Source organism: Streptomyces sp. NBC_00009 (genome assembly GCF_045040855.1).
Lineage (GTDB): Bacteria > Actinomycetota > Actinomycetes > Streptomycetales > Streptomycetaceae > Streptomyces > Streptomyces aureus.
The window spans coordinates 1,996,673-2,013,580 of record NZ_CP108312.1 but is presented as its reverse complement, the minus strand read 5'-3'; the positions used below and the strand labels follow the sequence as shown (position 1 = coordinate 2,013,580).

The window sequence follows — 16,908 nt, the reverse complement described above, 5'->3', positions numbered from 1 at the left end:
GTTAGGGAGCGTGAGGCAACCGTTTCCCCTCCGCGTACGTCAAGTTGAGGGAGGGAACAGGTATGTGTCCCAGCATCGGGGTGACCGGCCGTCGTGTCCGGCCATTCCGATGGCGTAAAGGTCTGACCGCCCGGTTGCCCCACCCTTTCGTACCCCCCCTAGACTGAACCTCCAGCAGGTGGTTACACGCTCGAAAGGCGCCCCCGTGTCCATCGGCAACTCCCCTGAAGACGACCGTCCTTCGGATGACGTTCGCTCGACGACCCCGCCGGCCGTCGAGCAGGCGCCCACGCCCTCGGACGACCGCCCCTCGATCGGACGCGTCCTCCGTCAGGCGCGCGACGACGCCGGGATGACCGTCGACGAAGTCAGTACGACCACCCGGGTGCGCATCCCGATCGTGCACGCGATCGAGGAGGACGACTTCTCGCGGTGCGGCGGCGACGTCTATGCCCGCGGTCACATCCGGACCCTGGCGCGCGCCGTGGGTATCGATCCCGAGCCGCTTCTCGCCCAGTACGCCGACGAGCACGGTGGGCGGCCCGCGCCGACTCCGGCCGCTCCGCTGTTCGAGGCCGAGCGGATCAGGTCCGAGCCGCGCCGGCCGAACTGGACGGCGGCCATGGTCGCCGCGATCGTCGCGGTGATCGGCTTCGTCGGGTTCACCGCGTTCGGCGGCAGCGACGACGGTGCCAAGCAGCAGGCAGCCGACGGTGCGACACCGGCCTCCGGCAAGCCCAAGCCCACGCAGACCCCCAAGGCCAACAAGCCCACCGACCCCAAGCCCGACCCGACCGACAGCGCGATCGCGGCCGCACCCCGCGACAAGGTCACCGTCAAGATCAACGCGGCGGACGGGCGCAGCTGGATCTCCGCGAAGGACCACAACGGACGGATCATGTTCGACGGCCTGCTCGAACAGGGCGAGTCGAAGACCTTCCAGGACAACCAGAAGGTCGACCTCGTCCTCGGTGACGCCGGCGCCATCCAGCTGTACGTGAACGGCAAGCAGGTGGACAACGAGTTCGAGCCCGGACAGGTCGAGCGCCTCACCTACACCAAGGGTGATCCCGAGGTCGGATGAGCGGGAGGTTGCCCGGCGATGATCTCCGGGTAACCCTCGCGGGCGGTGCTGTCGGTGGGACGAAGTAGTCTTGAGCCCATGCCCGAACGCCGTACCGTCGCCCTTGTCACTCTTGGCTGCGCCCGTAACGAGGTGGACTCGGAGGAGCTCGCAGGCCGCTTGGAGGCGGACGGCTGGGAGCTCGTCGAGGACGCCGAGGCCGCAGACGTCGCTGTCGTCAACACCTGTGGCTTCGTCGAAGCCGCCAAGAAGGACTCCGTCGACGCCCTTCTCGAAGCCAATGACCTCAAGGGCCATGGCAGAACCCAGGCCGTCGTGGCCGTCGGCTGCATGGCCGAGCGGTACGGCAAGGACCTGGCGGAAGCCCTCCCCGAGGCCGACGGCGTGCTCGGCTTCGACGACTACGCCGACATCTCCGACCGGCTCCAGACCATCCTCAACGGCGGCATCCACGCCTCGCACACCCCGCGCGACCGGCGCAAGCTGCTGCCGATCAGCCCTGCCGAGCGGCAGGACGCGGGCGCCGAGGTGGCGCTCCCCGGACACGCCCCCGTGGACCTGCCCGACGGCCTCGCGCCCGCGTCCGGCCCCCGCGCCCCGCTGCGCCGCCGCCTCGGGACGAACCCCGTCGCCTCGGTGAAGCTGGCGTCCGGCTGCGACCGCCGCTGCTCGTTCTGCGCCATCCCGTCCTTCCGCGGCTCCTTCATCTCGCGTCGGCCCAGCGACGTCCTCGGTGAGACGCGCTGGCTCGCCGAGCAGGGCGTCAAGGAGGTCATGCTCGTCTCCGAGAACAACACCTCGTACGGCAAGGACCTCGGCGACATCCGACTCCTGGAGACGCTGCTGCCCGAGCTGGCCGCCGTTGACGGGATTGAGCGGGTGCGCGTCAGCTATCTGCAGCCCGCCGAGATGCGCCCCGGCCTCATCGACGTCCTCACGGGCACCGACAAGGTCGTTCCTTACTTCGATCTCTCGTTCCAGCACTCGGCGCCCGCCGTGCTGCGCTCCATGCGGCGCTTCGGTGACACCGACCGCTTCCTCGAGCTGCTCTCCACGATCCGCGACAGGGCGCCGCAGGCCGGTGTCCGGTCCAACTTCATCGTGGGCTTCCCCGGCGAGAGCGAGGCCGACCTGGCCGAGCTGGAGCGCTTCCTCACCGGCGCCCGCCTCGACGCGATCGGCGTCTTCGGCTACTCCGACGAGGAGGGCACGGAAGCGGCGACGTACGAGCACAAGCTCGACGAGGACGTCGTCGCCGAGCGCCTCGCGCGTGTGTCGCGGCTCGCCGAGGAGCTGGTCTCGCAGCGCGCGGACGAGCGCGTCGGCGAGGCGGTCCACGTGCTCGTCGAGTCCATCGACGACGAGGACGGTGCTGTCGGGCGCGGAGAGCACCAGGCTCCCGAGACTGACGGACAGGTGCTGCTCACCAGCAGCGAGGGCCTGAGCGTGGGTCGTATCGTCGAGGCAAAGGTGATCGGTACCCAGGGCGTTGATTTGGTCGCCGAGCCGCTCGAGTGTTCTGAGGAGGCGGGCAGATGACCGGAGTCCCGGCATCCGCTACGGGCGGTTCCGGTAGGCCGGCGCCCAGCGGCAAGTTGGGCGCTGCGGCCGTCAACCAGGCCAGCCTGTGGAACATCGCGAACATCCTGACCATGCTCCGGCTCGTACTCGTGCCGGGCTTCGTGGCGCTCATGCTCGCCGACGGCGGCTACGACCCCGTCTGGCGCGCCTGGGCCTGGGCGGCCTTCGCCGTCGCCATGATCACGGACGTGTTCGACGGACATCTGGCACGCACGTACAACCTGGTCACGGACTTCGGGAAGATCGCCGACCCCATCGCCGACAAGGCGATCATGGGGGCGGCGCTCATCTGTCTCTCGAGCCTCGGCGACCTGCCCTGGTGGGTGACGGGAGTGATCCTCGGGCGTGAGCTCGGGATCACCCTGCTGCGCTTCTGGGTCATCCGGTACGGGGTGATCCCGGCCAGCCGCGGCGGCAAGATGAAGACCCTCGCCCAGGGCACGGCGGTCGGGATGTACGTCCTGGCGCTGACCGGGCCGCTGGCCACCTTCCGGTTCTGGGTGATGGCGGTGGCGGTCGCGCTGACCGTGCTCACCGGCCTCGACTACGTGAAGCAGGCCGTGGTGCTGCGCCGGCAGGGCATGGCGGCTGAGCGTGCCGCCCGCGACGAACGTGAGGCGGCGGCGGAGCAGTGACGTCCGGAGCGGTCGGCGGTGGCGGGGCGGACGGCCTCACCACCGCCGCCGTGGTGCTCCGGCTGCTCGCCGAGCGCGGCGAGACCCTCGCGGTCGCCGAGTCGCTCACCGGCGGCCTCGTGGCGGCGGACATCACCTCGGTGCCGGGCGCCTCGCGCGTCTTCCGCGGATCCGTGACCTCGTACGCGACCGAGCTGAAACGGGACGTCCTGGGCGTCGACGGCACTCTCCTGGCCGAGCGCGGGGCGGTCGATCCCGAGGTCGCCGTGCAGATGGCGACCGGGGTGCGCAGGGTCCTCGGTGCCGACTGGGGGATCGCGACCACAGGCGTCGCCGGGCCCGACGAGCAGGACGGGCAGCCGGTGGGGACGGTCTTCGTGGCCGTCGCCGGCCCGGGCGATTCCACGCCGTTCGAAGCGGGTTCCGGAGGGGCTGACGCGGGAGCCGGCGCCGGGGTTGAGCGGTCCGGGGCGCAGGCCGGCAGTTTCGCTCGTAGCCGGAAAGTGGCCGCGTTGCGGTTGAACGGCGACCGTTCGGAAATCCGTATGAAGAGTGTACGGAGTGTGCTTGAGCTGCTCCTTGAGCAGGTCTTGAGCGAACACGCAGAGAATGAGCGGGCACAGGATACGGAACAGAACGGGGGGTTTTGATGTTTACAGCCCTGAGTGAACACGACATCGCTCCCCGCACGGCCGCGGCGCAAGGCGGTACGGTGGGGCGTGAAGGATGCGGCTACGCGGTCCGAGGAGGGAGCCACCGATGATTCTGCTCCGTCGCCTGCTGGGTGACGTGCTGCGTCGGCAGCGCCAGCGCCAGGGCCGTACTCTGCGCGAAGTCTCCTCGTCCGCCCGAGTCTCGCTCGGCTATCTCTCCGAGGTGGAGCGGGGGCAGAAGGAGGCATCCTCCGAGCTGCTCTCCGCTATTTGCGACGCGCTTGACGTACGGATGTCCGAGCTCATGCGCGAGGTGAGCGACGAGCTCGCTCTCGCCGAGCTGGCCGTGTCGGCAGCGGCTACTGATCCGGTGCCCGCACCGGTTCGCCCGCGGCTCAATTCTGTCTCCGTGGCCGGTGTCCCACCGGAACGGGTGACCATCAAGGCGCCTGCGGAAGCGGTGGACGTCGTCGCTGCGTGATCCCGCGCGGCGTGACGCCTCGTGCAGGTGTCACTCATAAGTGTGTGAAAGCCCCGGCCGGGAGATCGGCCGGGGCTTTTGCATGTCGTGGCTCTCGCATGTCGTGGCTCTCGCATGTCGAGTGGCGCCCGGGCCGGCGCGGCTGGAGGGCGGGGCGCCTGGAGTGGTTGGCCAGAGGCGGCGCCAGGCAGGGCTCGACATGCCCGCATCAGGGCATTCGTGCCATGGTGAAGGGGATTTCGACGTGCGCGGGAGCGCCTTCGGTGTGCGGGAACGCCTCCGGGGCGCCCTGCCGCCGGGTGGCGCCGGCGTTCGGGTTCGATCCGATCCGATCCGGCATCGGGCAGGAGGTGGCGGCCGTGGCGTGGCGGACCGTGCGCGGAATACCGGCCGGGGTGTGGCGGACCGCGCGCTGGATACCGGCTGTGGCCTTCGGGGCGCTGTGGTGGTGGGGCCTGCTGCGTCTGGCCTTCTCGCCGGACGCGGGTGCCTTCGAGGGGGCCGTGGCAGCCGGTGGGTGGGGGCTGAGCCTGCTGCCGGTGCACACCGTGCCCAAGTCACGGGCGGCGGGGGCGGTGGGATCCGTGCGGCCGGGTGGGACTTCTGCGGGGTCGATCCGGCCCCCTGGAGCGTCTGTGGGAGCAGTGGGGGCCGGTGGATCGTCTGTGGGGGGCGCGAGGCGGGGCGGGACTTCTGCGGGGGAGATGCGGTCCGAGAGGGCCGGGGGCGCGGGTGGGTGGCTCACCAGGGCATGGCGACGCCGCCGTTCGGGCGGAGGATCTGGCCCGTCGTGAACGATGACGCGTCCGATGCCAGGTGCAGGACGGCGTGCGCGATGTCGTCCGCCTCGCCCACGCGGCCCAGCGGGGACATCCGGACCATCAGGGCCTCGGTGTGCGACTGCTCCGACGCGTCGTGCCGGCCGGTCATGGGCGTACGGATCCAGCCGGGCGCGACCGCGTTGACGCGGATGCCCTGCGGGCCGACCTCGGTCGCCAGAGTCTTCGTCAGCTGGACGACGGCGGCCTTCGAGACGCCGTAGCAGAGCAGTCCGGGGCCGCCGGTGTCCACAGCCCCCGACGCCATCGTGACGATGCTGCCGCGTGTGCCCGTCGCGATCATGGCGCGGGCGGCCTCCTGGCAGGCGTACAGCACGCCCTTGAAATTGATGCCGAGGACGCGGTCGAGGTCTTCGTCGCGGGTCTCCAGGACGGGGCTGCTGTGCATGACGCCGGCGATCGCGGCCATGACGTCGAGGCGGCCCGTCGCGTCGACGGCCGCTGCCACCGCCTCTGCGAGCTGGGTGCGGTCCGCGACGTCGAGGGGGTGCGTGCGGGCCGTGCCTCCCCTTGTCTTGATCAGCGTCGCCGTCTCGTGCAGGCCCTGCGCGTCGCGGTCGGCGCAGTGCACAGTGGCTCCGGCGTCGGCCAGGAGCAGGGCGGAGGCGCGTCCGATGCCGCTAGCGGCGCCGGTGACGAATGCGGTGCGTCCGGTGAGGTCGTACGCGGTGACGGGCATGAGGGGACCGTACGAGCATTTCTGACGGGTCGTCAATTAGTGTGTACGGGCTATCTGGTGAGGCTGTGTCATCTGACGGGCGGGGGCTGCTTGGCGTACGGGCGCGGGGCCGGGCCGTGTTGGCAGGAGGGGCACCAGTAGGTGGGGCGTTCGCGGGAGCCGTCGCCCTGGTCTGCCACGCGGATCGGGGTGCGGCAGCGCAGGCAGGGGCGAGGCGCCCGGCCGTAGACGTAGAGCCGCTGGCCGGGGCGGCCGCTGCCGGTGGTGACGCGCGCGGGTCGGTCGCGATTGGCTTCGAGGAGCTTCTTGGCGAGCTCGGGGAGGCGGGCGGCGGTTTCGTCGGGGAGGTCGCCGACAGGCAGCCATGGGGTGACCTGGAGGAGGAAGCACAGCTCGGACTTGTAGACGTTGCCGATGCCCGCGAGATTGCGCTGGTCGAGGAGCGCCTCGCCGAGGGGGCGGGCCGGCTCGCAGAGGAGGTTACGGAGGGCTGTGCCGGCGTCCCAGTCCGGGCCGAGCAGGTCGGGGCCGAGGTGGCCGACCACCTTGTTCTCGTCGGCCGTGCGCAGGAGTTCGAGGACGGGGAGGCGGTAGCCCACTGCGGTGCGGGTGGCGTTGCCGAGGACCGCGCGGATCTGGTGGCCGGGGCCACCGGTCCACCGCTCGCCCGGTGCGTACACCTTCCAGGAGCCGTCCATGCGGAGGTGCGAGTGGAGAGTGAGGCCGCCCTCGATGCGGGTGAGGAGGTGCTTGCCGCGCGGAGTGACGTCGAGGACGGTGCGGCCGGTCAGGTCGGCCGTGGCGAAGCGGGGGACGCGCAGGTCGGAGCGGATGAGCACCTGGCCCGCGAGGGCGGTGTGCAGACGCTGCGCGGTCTGCAGGACGGTGTCTCCTTCGGGCATGGGTCAAGGGTGGCACGGGTCGCTGAGGTGGGGTGGTCGGCGTGGGGCGGCATGGCGGGGAGGGCGGGGTGGGGTGGGTCGGTGTGGGGTCAGGGTGAGGTGGTGGGAAGGGGGTCGGTGCGGGATCGGGGCGACCTGGTGGGGGTCGGTGCGGGCGTGTTCGGTGACGGGTCGGGGGGCTACGCGCGCAGGCGTAGGCCTCGCGGGGTTGCGTGGAAGCCGGCGGTTTCCAGGAGGGACGAGAACGGGGAGGTCAGAGCGGCTGAGCCGTTGATCCGCTCCACGGTGATCGTGCCGAGGGAGCCCGCCTTGGCGGCGTCGGCCACTGCTTCCGCCGCGGCGGGCAGCCGGGAGTCCTCGGCCATGTCGGCGGCGGTGAGCGCGCCGGCGTCGCCTTCGGATGCCGGCCAGGCGAGCAGGGTCTTGCCGCCGCGCTCCATGTACAGGGTCAGCTCGCCGTCGACGAGCACGACCAGGGAGCCCGCCTTGCGGCCCGGCTTGTGTCCGGCGCCGGTGGGGGAGTCGGGCCAGGGCAGAGCCGCCCCATAGGCGTTCGCCGGGTCGGCGGCGGCGAGGACGACGGCTCTGGACGCGGCTCTGCGGCGGCGCGGGGGGCGACCGGGGCCGGGGCCGGAGCCGGGGTGGCTGGGTGCGGGCCAGGCGTCGTGTTCCGCGAAATCCGGGGGGAAGTCCGGGACGGCGCCCGGAGGAAAGTCCGGGGGGAAGTCCGGGACGGCGTGTGGTTCGGCGGCCATGGACCGTGAGGGGTCCCAGGCCGCCGACGGGTCGGTCGTGGGGCTCGCGGGCGGGCCTGCGTAGGGGTCGGGCGGGGCGTCGCCGCGGTCGCGGGCGTTCGCGGCCGCGCGCAGGCGGTCCACCGCGCCGTCCATCGCGAACTGCGCGGCGCCGAGGCCCTCGACGACGTACCCCCGCCGGGCCTGGCCGCTCTCCTCGAAGGCGGACAGGATGCGGTACACCGCGGAGAAGCCGCCCTCCACGCCCTCCGCGGCGACGGCGCCCCGGGTCACCACGCCGTGCCGGTCGAGGAGCGTGCGGGCCAGGGCGTGGGCGCGCACTGTCGGGTCGGGGTCGACTGCGGGCAGCAGTGACCAGCGGCCCGCGACGGTCGGCGGGCCCGATCGGGAGGCGGTCCGCGCGGCGGCGGTGAGGCCTCCGTAGCGCCCGCGCGGGATCGCGCGGCGGGCGCGATGAGCCGTGGATCCCGCGGTGCGGCCCGACCCCAGGAGCGAGCGCATCGGGGCCAGCGTGTCGTTCGTGAGCCGCCCGGACCAGGCCAGATCCCAGAGCGTGTCCGCCAGTTGGGGATCGGTGGCATCGGGGTGCGTCGTCGCACGGACCTGGTCGGCGATCTGACGGAAGAACAGACCGTAACCACCGGAGAGCGTGTCCAGGACGGACTGGTGGAGAGCGGTGAGCTCCAGGGGGTGCGGCGCGGGGAGCAGGAGGGGTGCCGTGTCGGCCAGGTACAGGGAGACCCAGCCGTCCTTGCCGGGCAGGGAACCCGCGCCCGCCCACACGACCTCGCCCGACGCCGTGAGTTCGTCGAGCATCGCGGGCGCGTAGCCCGAGACCCGGGACGGCAGGACGAGCTTCTCAAGGGCGGACGCCGGTACGGACGCGCCCTGCAACTGCTCGACCGCACGCACCAGACCGTCCACACCGCGCAGCCCGTGCCCGCCCAAGTGCTGCCACTGGGGCAGGAATTGGGCGAGGGCGGCGGGCGGGACCGGCTCCAGCTCGTGCCGCAGGGCCGCGAGCGAACGCCGGCGCAGACGGCGGAGCACCGTCGCGTCGCACCACTCCTGGCCGATGCCTGCCGGATGAAACTCGCCTTGCACTACCCGCCCGTTCGCCGCCAGGCGTTGCAGGGCGCCGTCCGTGACGGCTGCGCCGAGACCGAAGCGGGTGGCGGCCGCGGCGGAGGTGAACGGGCCGTGCGTGCGCGCGTACCGGGCGAGAAGGTCGCCCAGGGGATCCTTGACGGGCTCCGTGAATGCCTCGGGTACGCCGACTGGCAGCGCTGTGCCGAGCGCGTCCCGCAGCCGGCCCGCGTCCTCGATCGCCGCCCAGTGGTCGGCTCCCGCGATACGGACCCGGATGGCGCGGCGGGCGGACGCCAGCTCCCGGGCCCACCCCGGCTCGGCGCCCCGCTCCGCCAACTCGGCGTCCGTGAGCGGCCCGAGGACGCGCAACAGGTCGGCGACGCCCTCGACGTCCTTGACGCGGCGGTCGTCGGTGCGCCACTGGAGCTCCTGCTCCAGCTCGGCGAGCACGTCCGCGTCGAGGAGCTCGCGCAACTCGGCCTGGCCGAGCAGTTCGGCGAGCAGCCGCGAGTCCAGCGACAGAGCCGCGGCACGCCGCTCGGCGAGCGGGGAGTCGCCCTCGTACAGGAACTGGGCGACGTAGCCGAACAGGAGGGAGCGGGCGAACGGGGAGGCCTCCGGGGTGGTCACCTCGACGAGGCGGACCTTGCGGGACTCGATGTCACCCATCAGCTCGGCGAGGCCGGGCACGTCGAAGACGTCCTGGAGGCACTCCCGTACGGCTTCGAGGACGATCGGGAACGAGCCGAACTCGCTGGCCACCTGGAGGAGTTGGGAGGCGCGCTGGCGCTGCTGCCACAGGGGGGTGCGCTTGCCGGGGTTGCGCCGGGGCAGCAGCAGGGCGCGGGCCGCGCACTCGCGGAAGCGGGCGGCGAACAGGGCCGAGCCGCCGACCTGGTCGGTGACGATCTGGCTGACGTCGCCCTTGTCGAAGGCGACGTCGGCGGCCCCTAGGGGGGCCTGGTCGGCGTCGTACTCCGAACCGGCCTTGGAGGGCTCCTGGTCCAGGAGGTCGAGGCTCATGAGATCGGCGTCGGGAAGGCGCAGCACGATGCCGTCGTCGGCGTGCATGACCTGGGCGTCCATGCCGTACTTCTCGCCGAGCCTGGCCCCGAGAGCGAGCGCCCAGGGAGCGTGCACCTGCGCGCCGAAGGGGGAGTGCACGACGACCCGCCAGTCGCCCAGCTCGTCACGGAACCGCTCGACCACGATGGTGCGGTCGTCCGGGATGTGGCCGCAGGCCTCGCGCTGCTCGGACAAATAGGCCAGCACATTGTCTGCGGCCCATGCGTCGAGGCCCGCCGTGAGCAGCCGGAGCCGGGCGTCCTCCGGGGACAGGGATCCGACCTCGCGCAGGAACGCGCCCACCGCGCGTCCCAGTTCGAGCGGCCGGCCGAGCTGGTCGCCCTTCCAGAACGGGAGTCGGCCCGGGACGCCGGGCGCGGGGGAGACCAGTACGCGGTCGCGCGTGATGTCCTCGATGCGCCAGGAACTCGTACCGAGGGTGAACACGTCGCCCACCCGGGACTCGTAGACCATCTCCTCGTCGAGCTCGCCTACCCGGCCGCCGCCCTTCTTGGGGTCGGATCCGGCGAGGAACACCCCGAAGAGGCCGCGGTCCGGGATCGTGCCCCCGGAGGTGACGGCCAGGCGCTGGGCACCGGGGCGTCCGGTGATCGTGCCGGCGATGCGGTCCCACACCACGCGTGGACGCAGCTCGGCGAACGCGTCGGAGGGATAGCGCCCGGCGAGCATGTCGAGGACGCCGGTGAACGCGGACTCCGGCAGCGACGCGAAGGGGGCCGCGCGGCGCACGAGCGCGAGCAGGTCGTCCACCTGCCAGGTGTCGAGCGCCGTGATCGCGACGAGCTGCTGGGCCAGCACGTCCAGGGGGTTGGCGGGGATGCGGAGCGACTCGATGGAGCCTGTGCGCATCCGCTCGGTGACCACGGCCGCCTGGACGAGGTCGCCCCGGTACTTCGGGAAGACGACGCCTGTGGAGACCGCGCCCACCTGGTGTCCCGCACGGCCCACGCGCTGGAGGCCGGACGCCACGGAGGGCGGAGACTCCACCTGGACGACGAGGTCCACCGCGCCCATGTCGATGCCCAGCTCGAGGCTGGACGTGGCGACCACGGCGGGCAGCCGGCCCGCCTTCAGGTCCTCCTCGACGAGGGCGCGCTGCTCCTTGGAGACCGATCCGTGGTGGGCGCGGGCGATGACCGCCGGCGCTCCGTTCGCCGCGCCCGAGCCGCCCATCAGCTCGGCCGGTGCGTGGTCCTCGGGGAGGGTCTCGCCCGTCGCCCGCTCGTACGCGATCTCGTTCAGCCGGTTGCACAGGCGCTCGGCCAGGCGGCGGGAGTTGGCGAAGACGATCGTCGAGCGGTGCGACTGGACCAGGTCGGCGATGCGCTCCTCGACATGCGGCCAGATGGACGGCCGCTCCGCGGCCTGGTCGGAGTCGGCGACGGGCGAGCCGCCGAGCTCGCCCAGGTCCTCCACGGGGACGACCACCGAGAGGTCGAACTCCTTGCCCGAGCGCGGCTGGACGATCTCCACCTTGCGCTGCGGCGACAGATAGCGCGCCACCTCGTCGACAGGACGGACCGTCGCGGACAGGCCGATCCGGCGGGCGGGCCGGGGCAGCAGCTCGTCGAGCCGCTCCAGGGACAGCGCGAGATGGGCGCCGCGCTTGGTGCCCGCGACCGCGTGCACCTCGTCGAGAATCACCGTCTCGATGCCCGTGAGCGCGTCACGCGCGGCGGACGTGAGCATCAGGAACAGCGATTCGGGCGTCGTGATCAGAATGTCCGGCGGCCGGGTCGACAGGGCGCGGCGCTCGGCCGGGGGAGTGTCCCCGGAGCGGATGCCGACCTTCACCTCGGGCTCGGGCAGTCCCAGGCGCACCGACTCCTGCCGGATGCCGGTGAGCGGGCTGCGCAGATTGCGCTCCACGTCGACCGCGAGGGCTTTGAGGGGCGAGACGTACAGGACGCGGCAGCGCTTCTTCGGGTCGGCCGGTCGCGGCGTCGACGCCAGCTGGTCCAGGGCGGCCAGGAACGCGGCCAGGGTCTTGCCGGAACCCGTCGGCGCGACGACCAGCACGTCCGAGCCCTCGCCGATGGCCTGCCACGCCCCGGCCTGCGCGGGCGTGGGCGCGGAGAACGCCCCCGTGAACCAACTGCGGGTCGCGGGGGAGAAACCGTCGAGCGGGCTGCGTGCGGACCTGACCATGCACCCATCGTGCACCTCCCCACTGACAATGGCCCGGACCTGCGCAAACGCTCCGCGCCCGGACCCCGGCGCCGGGCGGTGCGGCCCGCTCGTGGCGCAGAATGGAACACATGGCGGGGTCGGGAACGAAGGAATGGGCCAGGCACTGGCGCTACGAACAGCTGCCGGGCCTCGACCTGCTGCGGGCGCGCTACGTCCGCCACACCTTCCCCCGCCACAGCCACGACGGGTACGTCTTCGGCGCGGTCACCAGCGGCATCGAGGACGTGGGACTGCCGACCGGCACGGTGCACGCGGGACCCGGCACCGTCGTCATGATCAACCCCGAGGTGGCGCACACCGCGCGGGCCGGGGAGCCCGACGGCTGGGCGTACCACACGCTTTATCCGTCGGCCGATGTCATAGCGGAGATCGCCGGCGAGACCACGTCGGTCCGCGGGACGGCCGCGTTCGCCGAACCGATCGTCGGCGACCCGCACGCGGCCCACCTCATCCGCGAGGTGCACCGCGCGGCGGAGGAGGGCAACGCGCTCGCCGCCGACAGCCTGCTGCGCGTCGTGGTCGCCCGGCTGCTGCGCGATCACGGGCAGCCTATGACCGCGCGCCCCATGCGGTCCGCCGGCGCCACGATCGCAGCACGCGCGCGCGCCGTGCTCGCCGAGCGGATGGCACAGCCGCCGTCGCTGGAGGCCCTCGCCACCGAACTCGGCACCAGCCCGTTCGCCCTGCTGCGCGCCTTCAGGGACGCGTACGGGATGCCGCCGCACACCTGGCTCACCGACGCGCGCGTGCGGGCCGCCCGCCGCCTCCTGGACGGCGGCACGGCACCTGCCGACGCCGCCGTGACGGTCGGCTTCACGGACCAGCCGCACCTGAACCGGCACTTCACGCGGATCGTCGGCGTACCGCCCGGCGCCTACCAGCGGGAGCGCAAGAACGTACAAGACCCGGCCGCGCGCTCCCTCGTACCGTCACAGGCGTGGCAGAACAGACAACATCCGCGGCGATACGCGCCGGATCAGCACGGGACGGGCAAGCAGGGCGGCCCGGCGACGGAAGGCCTGAGAAGGCCGATTCCGCCGTCGTCCGGGACGCGCTCGGGGTCGGCGTCGCCGTCGGACTCTCCGGGTTCGCCTTCGGCGTGACCTCGGCCGGCAGTGGCCTCAGCGTGCTCCAGACCTGCGCGCTCAGCCTGCTCGTGTTCACCGGGGCCTCGCAGTTCGCCCTCGTGGGCGCGATCGCGGCCGGCGGCAACCCGCTCACCGCCGCTGCGGGCGCCTTCTTCCTCGGCGTGCGCAACTCGTTCTACGGGCTGCGCCTGTCCCAGCTGCTCGCGCTCCCGCGCGTGGTGCGCCCCTTCGCCGCGCACTGGGTCATCGACGAGACCACCGCCGTCTCGCTCGCCCAGCCCACGCGCCGCAGCGCCCGTATCGGCTTCACCGTCACGGGGCTGACCCTGTACGTGCTGTGGAACCTCACGACCCTGCTCGGGGCGCTCGGCGCGGAGGCCATCGGGGACACCGACGCCTGGGGGCTCGACGCGGCCGGACCCGCGGTCTTCCTGGCGCTGCTCGCGCCGATGCTGCGTACATCCACGGAACGGGCCGTGGCCGGTATCGCCGTCATCCTCGGCCTCGGGCTGCTGCCTGTTCTGCCGGCCGGTGTGCCGGTCCTGGTGGCCGCGCTTGCCGCGCCGGCCGTGCTCTACGCAGAGGGGCGCCGGGCGGCACGGAGAGCGACCGGACAGAACCCACAAGAGGACCCGCGGAAGGCCGACGGCCGACAGGGAGAAGGCCGATGAACATCTGGATCGCGGTCGCGGTGACCGCAGTCGGCTGCTACGCCGTCAAGCTCATCGGCCTCCTCGTGCCCGCCGGTGTCCTGGAACGGCCACTCGTCCGACGACTGGCGGCGCTGCTCCCCGTGGCCCTGCTGGCCGCGCTCACGGCCCAGCAGACCTTCGCCGACGGCACCACGCTCGTTCTCGACGCAAAGGCGGCCGGGCTGGCCGCGGCGGCGGTCGCGCTGATCCTGCGCGCGCCGTTCCTGGTCGTCGTCGCGGCGGCCGTCGTGGTCACGGCCGGGCTGCGCGCCGTCACGGGATGAGCCCGCACGCGCGCGTGGACCGGCGGCCTCCGCCTGCGTCACCCGGGATGCGGGATGCGCCCCACGCGCGTGTGGACCCCTTGCACACCAGCCATCCGCACTCAGTGCGCCACCGGCACCTGCGGCACCGACCCCGCCTCGGGTTCCGGTAGGCCGAGTCGCCGGGCCGTTGTCTCCGGGCGGCAGAAGAGCGCCGCCAGGACCCCCGCTGTCACCAGCAGCCCGGCGGTGAGGAGCCAGCCCTCTTCGTAGCCGGCCGACACCGTCCGGGCGCGGTCCACCATGCCGCCGAGCACGAGGGGCGACAGGATGCCGCCCAGCGCGTAGACGAAGGTCAAGGTGCCGAGAACGACGCCGCGTTGGGCCGGAGGAGCGATGCGGGCACAGGCCGTGGATGCCACGGTCAGCATCACCATGGCGAGCGCCATGGGGCCGAGCATCATGGGCACCTTGACCGCCAGGGAGTCCGTCGTGCCGTACACGGCGGTGGCGCAGCCCGCGACGGTGACGAGAAGACCCGCACCGGACCCTGGGGGCAGGCGCCGGGGTGTGCCCTTGCGGGCGGAGCGCTGGGCGATCAGGCCGTGGCCGAGGATGACCGCCCCGTTGGCGAGGGCGCCCAGGCCGACCATCGTGCCTGCCTGGTGAAGGTTCCAGCCGACGACGCTCTCCAGGTAGTCGGGTGCCCACGTCAGCATGGTGCTCATCGACCAGTAGGCGGCGAACGAGCCGAACGCGGCGGTCAGGAACGTGCCGGAGAGCAGGATGGCGCGCAACGGCACTGTGTCTGTCGTGGACGTCCGCTCTGTGGCCTCGGACGGCTTCCTGGTGAGCGGCGGGGCCAGCGGCCCGTCCGCGCCCCACAGCCGCCAGCAGACGGCCCACAGAAGGCCCGCCAGACCGACGACACCGAACGACCAGCGCCAGCCCCAGTGCGTGATCACCCAGGTGAGCACCGGCGAGGCGACGGCCACTCCGGCCGCCGCGCCGACCAGCAGGACCGCTGTGGGCAGGGCCCGCTCACGCTGCGGGAACCAGCCGTGGACGTGGTGCATGGCGACGGGGGAGGCGGGCCCCTCCGCCGCACCGAGGAGCACGCGCGTGGCCAGTAGAGTGCCGAACCCCGCCGCTCCCCACAGCATCGGCAGTTGCGCCACCGACCACAGCAGCGCCAGTACCAGCAGGAGGGTCGTCGTCCGCACGCGCCGTGTGAGGGCCGAGACGCCGAGCGCGGCCAGCGAGAACAGTGCGAAGAACGCCGACTGCGCCGTGCCGAACTCCTGCCGCGTGATGCCGAAGTCCGCCCGGATCTCCGGGCCCGCGAGCCCGAGCACGGCCTTGTCCGCGAAGTTCACGAGCATGAAGGCGAGCAGCAGCCACGTGGTGCGCCACGCCCGGCTCATCAGCAGCAGCCGTCTTCGTCGTCGACCACACCGACGCTGATCGCCCCCTCGGCCCGCCTGCGTCCCTCCGGGGAGCGCGTCAACTCCGTCTGCACGTCCGTGCCGGCGGCCACGGCCGCCGATTCGGCGGCGGCCCAGTGGAAGACACCCCGCGCCATGGTCGACGTCTCCTGAAGGGCGCGCCGTGCGAACACATCGGCACGCACGCGTGCCACCTCCTGGTCGGCGGGCGCTGCGAGGGCCGCGGTCTCCGCCAGATGCGAGGCGAGGCGCAGCTCCCCGGCGGCGAGCAGCTCGGAGGCGCGGAGCGCCAGCGCGGACGCTCCACCCGCGGCGCGTGCGAACTCGGCCGCGACGTCCGCCTCCGGGGCGGGCTTGAGGTGCGCGGGGTTCTGGTCGTACCAGCCGCCCCACAGGCGCCACAGGTTGCGTACGACGAACTCCGGCTCGTCGTAGGCCGGGTGGAGGTACGGCTTCGCCAGCAGCTCCTCGGGGACCTTCACCCCGTGGATGACCGCGTCGAGGCGGTGGCCCGCGTTCATCAGCTCCCTGGTCTGCTCGCACAGCGACTCCAGGAGGCGCGCGGTGTCGTCGAGGGCCTGGTGCACGCGGCGGGAGCCGACGACGGGAACGCCGTGTCCAGGCAGGAGGAGTTCGGCGCCGAGCTCCTGCATGGCGCGCAGGGCGCGTGCCCAGTCCTCCGGATAGCGCTGCACCTTCTGGGGGTTGCCCGCGTTCGGCGTGTTCCAGATGAACAGGTCGCCCGTGCACAGCGTCCTGAGTTCGGGGATCCATACATAGGTGTGGTCGTCGGTCTCCCCGCGCGCGTGCACGAGCTCGAACGTCAGCTCCCCGCGCCGCACGGTCAGCCGGTCCCTGTAGACGACGTCCGGATAGCGGTACGTGGTGGGCCACTCCAGGGAGGGCACTCCGAACTGCCGGCGATTGATCCAGGAGTTGTAACCCGCCGTCCTGATGTAGCGGTCGAACCGCGCGGGGACGGCCTCGTGGGCGATCACCTCGGGACGCGGGCCGCCGCTCTTGTCGGCCTCCTGGTCGAAGGGGGCCACTCCGAAGACGTGGTCCACGTGACCGTGCGTGTACACCACGGAGCGCACCGGTCCCCCGCCGAACCCGGAAACCGCCTCGTGCAGTTGGGCCGCCGTACGGAAGTCGCCCGAGTCGACAAGGACCACGCCGTCGCCCGTGTCGAAGGCGGCCACGTTGGCGAACGCCGGGAAGAAGCCCACGCGGTCACGCAGGCGCACCAGTTCACTCCCGGAGTACGTGCCCGCCAGATGAGGCAGCAGCGTCTCGGTGCCCTGCCAGACCCGGTCGATGTAGTCGGCGTAGGAGCCGTACGCGGAGTGCTGGGCGTGGTCCTGCTCTTTGTGTCCGGTCATGTCCTCGGCTCCTCGTGTGCAGTGCGGTCGATCGCCACCGGCCACGAGTTTCGGCCCCCGATGT

13 protein-coding genes and 1 pseudogene are annotated in these 16,908 nt (G+C 72.4%); 8 read left to right on the top strand and 6 right to left on the bottom strand.

The features are described from left to right. Window positions 1-205 precede the first annotated feature (205 nt). From OHA58_RS08950 to OHA58_RS08930, 5 genes are all read left to right on the top strand, one after another. Window positions 206-1,084 carry a helix-turn-helix domain-containing protein gene (locus OHA58_RS08950; RefSeq protein ID WP_405478065.1) on the top strand — a complete coding sequence of 293 codons (879 nt, stop codon included), beginning with the start codon at window positions 206-208 and terminating at the stop codon, window positions 1,082-1,084. 78 nt (window positions 1,085-1,162) lie between these two features. Continuing rightward, on the top strand, window positions 1,163-2,623 hold the full coding sequence (rimO, locus tag OHA58_RS08945; RefSeq protein WP_405478063.1) for a 30S ribosomal protein S12 methylthiotransferase RimO: 1,461 nt from the start codon (window positions 1,163-1,165) through the stop codon (window positions 2,621-2,623). Next, window positions 2,620-3,300, top strand: coding sequence for a CDP-diacylglycerol--glycerol-3-phosphate 3-phosphatidyltransferase (gene pgsA / locus OHA58_RS08940; RefSeq protein WP_405478061.1), 681 nt, complete (start codon window positions 2,620-2,622; stop codon window positions 3,298-3,300). Before rimO ends, pgsA begins: the two co-directional genes overlap by 4 nt. Then, window positions 3,297-3,950, top strand: a complete 654-nt coding sequence (locus OHA58_RS08935) for a CinA family protein (RefSeq protein ID WP_405478060.1) — start codon at window positions 3,297-3,299, stop codon at window positions 3,948-3,950. Before pgsA ends, OHA58_RS08935 begins: the two co-directional genes overlap by 4 nt. 109 nt (window positions 3,951-4,059) lie before the next feature. Further along, window positions 4,060-4,434: a helix-turn-helix domain-containing protein gene (locus OHA58_RS08930; protein ID WP_383094896.1), complete on the top strand. Its 375-nt coding sequence runs from the start codon at window positions 4,060-4,062 to the stop codon at window positions 4,432-4,434. 208 nt (window positions 4,435-4,642) lie between these two features. Here the strand turns inward: OHA58_RS08930 and OHA58_RS08925 are convergent, their stop codons facing one another. From OHA58_RS08925 to OHA58_RS08910, 4 genes are all read right to left on the bottom strand, one after another. After that, on the bottom strand, window positions 4,643-4,981 hold the full coding sequence (locus tag OHA58_RS08925) for a hypothetical protein (RefSeq protein WP_405478058.1): 339 nt from the start codon (window positions 4,979-4,981) through the stop codon (window positions 4,643-4,645). Between the two features lie 194 nt (window positions 4,982-5,175). Further along, a complete protein-coding gene (locus tag OHA58_RS08920; protein ID WP_116509139.1) occupies window positions 5,176-5,952 on the bottom strand; it encodes an SDR family NAD(P)-dependent oxidoreductase in 777 nt (258 codons plus the stop codon). Window positions 5,953-6,020: 68 nt separating this feature from the next. After that, window positions 6,021-6,854: an Fpg/Nei family DNA glycosylase gene (locus OHA58_RS08915; RefSeq protein ID WP_405478056.1), complete on the bottom strand. Its 834-nt coding sequence runs from the start codon at window positions 6,852-6,854 to the stop codon at window positions 6,021-6,023. 179 nt (window positions 6,855-7,033) lie between these two features. After that, entirely contained in the window at window positions 7,034-11,932 is a 4,899-nt protein-coding gene (locus OHA58_RS08910) for an ATP-dependent helicase (protein ID WP_405478054.1), read from the bottom strand. A gap of 101 nt (window positions 11,933-12,033) precedes the next feature. Between OHA58_RS08910 and OHA58_RS08905 the strand changes: the two are divergent. The 3 genes and pseudogenes from OHA58_RS08905 to OHA58_RS08895 form a co-directional block, all read left to right on the top strand. After that, window positions 12,034-12,798 (top strand): annotated as a pseudogene (locus tag OHA58_RS08905) (AraC family ligand binding domain-containing protein); the annotation flags it as partial. 113 nt (window positions 12,799-12,911) lie between these two features. Beyond that, complete coding sequence (locus OHA58_RS08900; RefSeq protein WP_405478053.1) at window positions 12,912-13,733, top strand: AzlC family ABC transporter permease; 822 nt, start codon at window positions 12,912-12,914, stop codon at window positions 13,731-13,733. Then, window positions 13,730-14,038 carry an AzlD domain-containing protein gene (locus tag OHA58_RS08895; protein ID WP_227297675.1) on the top strand — a complete coding sequence of 103 codons (309 nt, stop codon included), beginning with the start codon at window positions 13,730-13,732 and terminating at the stop codon, window positions 14,036-14,038. Before OHA58_RS08900 ends, OHA58_RS08895 begins: the two co-directional genes overlap by 4 nt. 101 nt (window positions 14,039-14,139) lie before the next feature. Here the strand turns inward: OHA58_RS08895 and OHA58_RS08890 are convergent, their stop codons facing one another. Both OHA58_RS08890 and OHA58_RS08885 read right to left on the bottom strand, forming a co-directional pair. Further along, entirely contained in the window at window positions 14,140-15,441 is a 1,302-nt protein-coding gene (locus OHA58_RS08890; RefSeq protein WP_405478051.1) for an MFS transporter, read from the bottom strand. Beyond that, the gene (locus OHA58_RS08885) at window positions 15,441-16,844 is read right to left on the bottom strand and encodes an alkyl sulfatase dimerization domain-containing protein (RefSeq protein ID WP_405478049.1); all 1,404 of its coding nucleotides are present in this window, start codon (window positions 16,842-16,844) and stop codon (window positions 15,441-15,443) included. The genes OHA58_RS08890 and OHA58_RS08885 overlap by 1 nt, the downstream gene beginning before the upstream one ends. Window positions 16,845-16,908: the final 64 nt, after the last annotated feature.

Coding starts and splice junctions, on each gene's coding strand:
- rimO (WP_405478063.1), top strand. CDS start 1,163: ATGCCCGAACGCCGTACCGTCGCCCTTGTCACTCTTGGCTGCGCCCGT.
- pgsA (WP_405478061.1), top strand. CDS start 2,620: ATGACCGGAGTCCCGGCATCCGCTACGGGCGGTTCCGGTAGGCCGGCG.
- OHA58_RS08930 (WP_383094896.1), top strand. CDS start 4,060: ATGATTCTGCTCCGTCGCCTGCTGGGTGACGTGCTGCGTCGGCAGCGC.
- OHA58_RS08920 (WP_116509139.1), bottom strand. CDS start 5,952: ATGCCCGTCACCGCGTACGACCTCACCGGACGCACCGCATTCGTCACC.
- OHA58_RS08915 (WP_405478056.1), bottom strand. CDS start 6,854: ATGCCCGAAGGAGACACCGTCCTGCAGACCGCGCAGCGTCTGCACACC.
- OHA58_RS08910 (WP_405478054.1), bottom strand. CDS start 11,932: ATGGTCAGGTCCGCACGCAGCCCGCTCGACGGTTTCTCCCCCGCGACC.
- OHA58_RS08895 (WP_227297675.1), top strand. CDS start 13,730: ATGAACATCTGGATCGCGGTCGCGGTGACCGCAGTCGGCTGCTACGCC.
- OHA58_RS08890 (WP_405478051.1), bottom strand. CDS start 15,441: ATGAGCCGGGCGTGGCGCACCACGTGGCTGCTGCTCGCCTTCATGCTC.
- OHA58_RS08885 (WP_405478049.1), bottom strand. CDS start 16,844: ATGACCGGACACAAAGAGCAGGACCACGCCCAGCACTCCGCGTACGGC.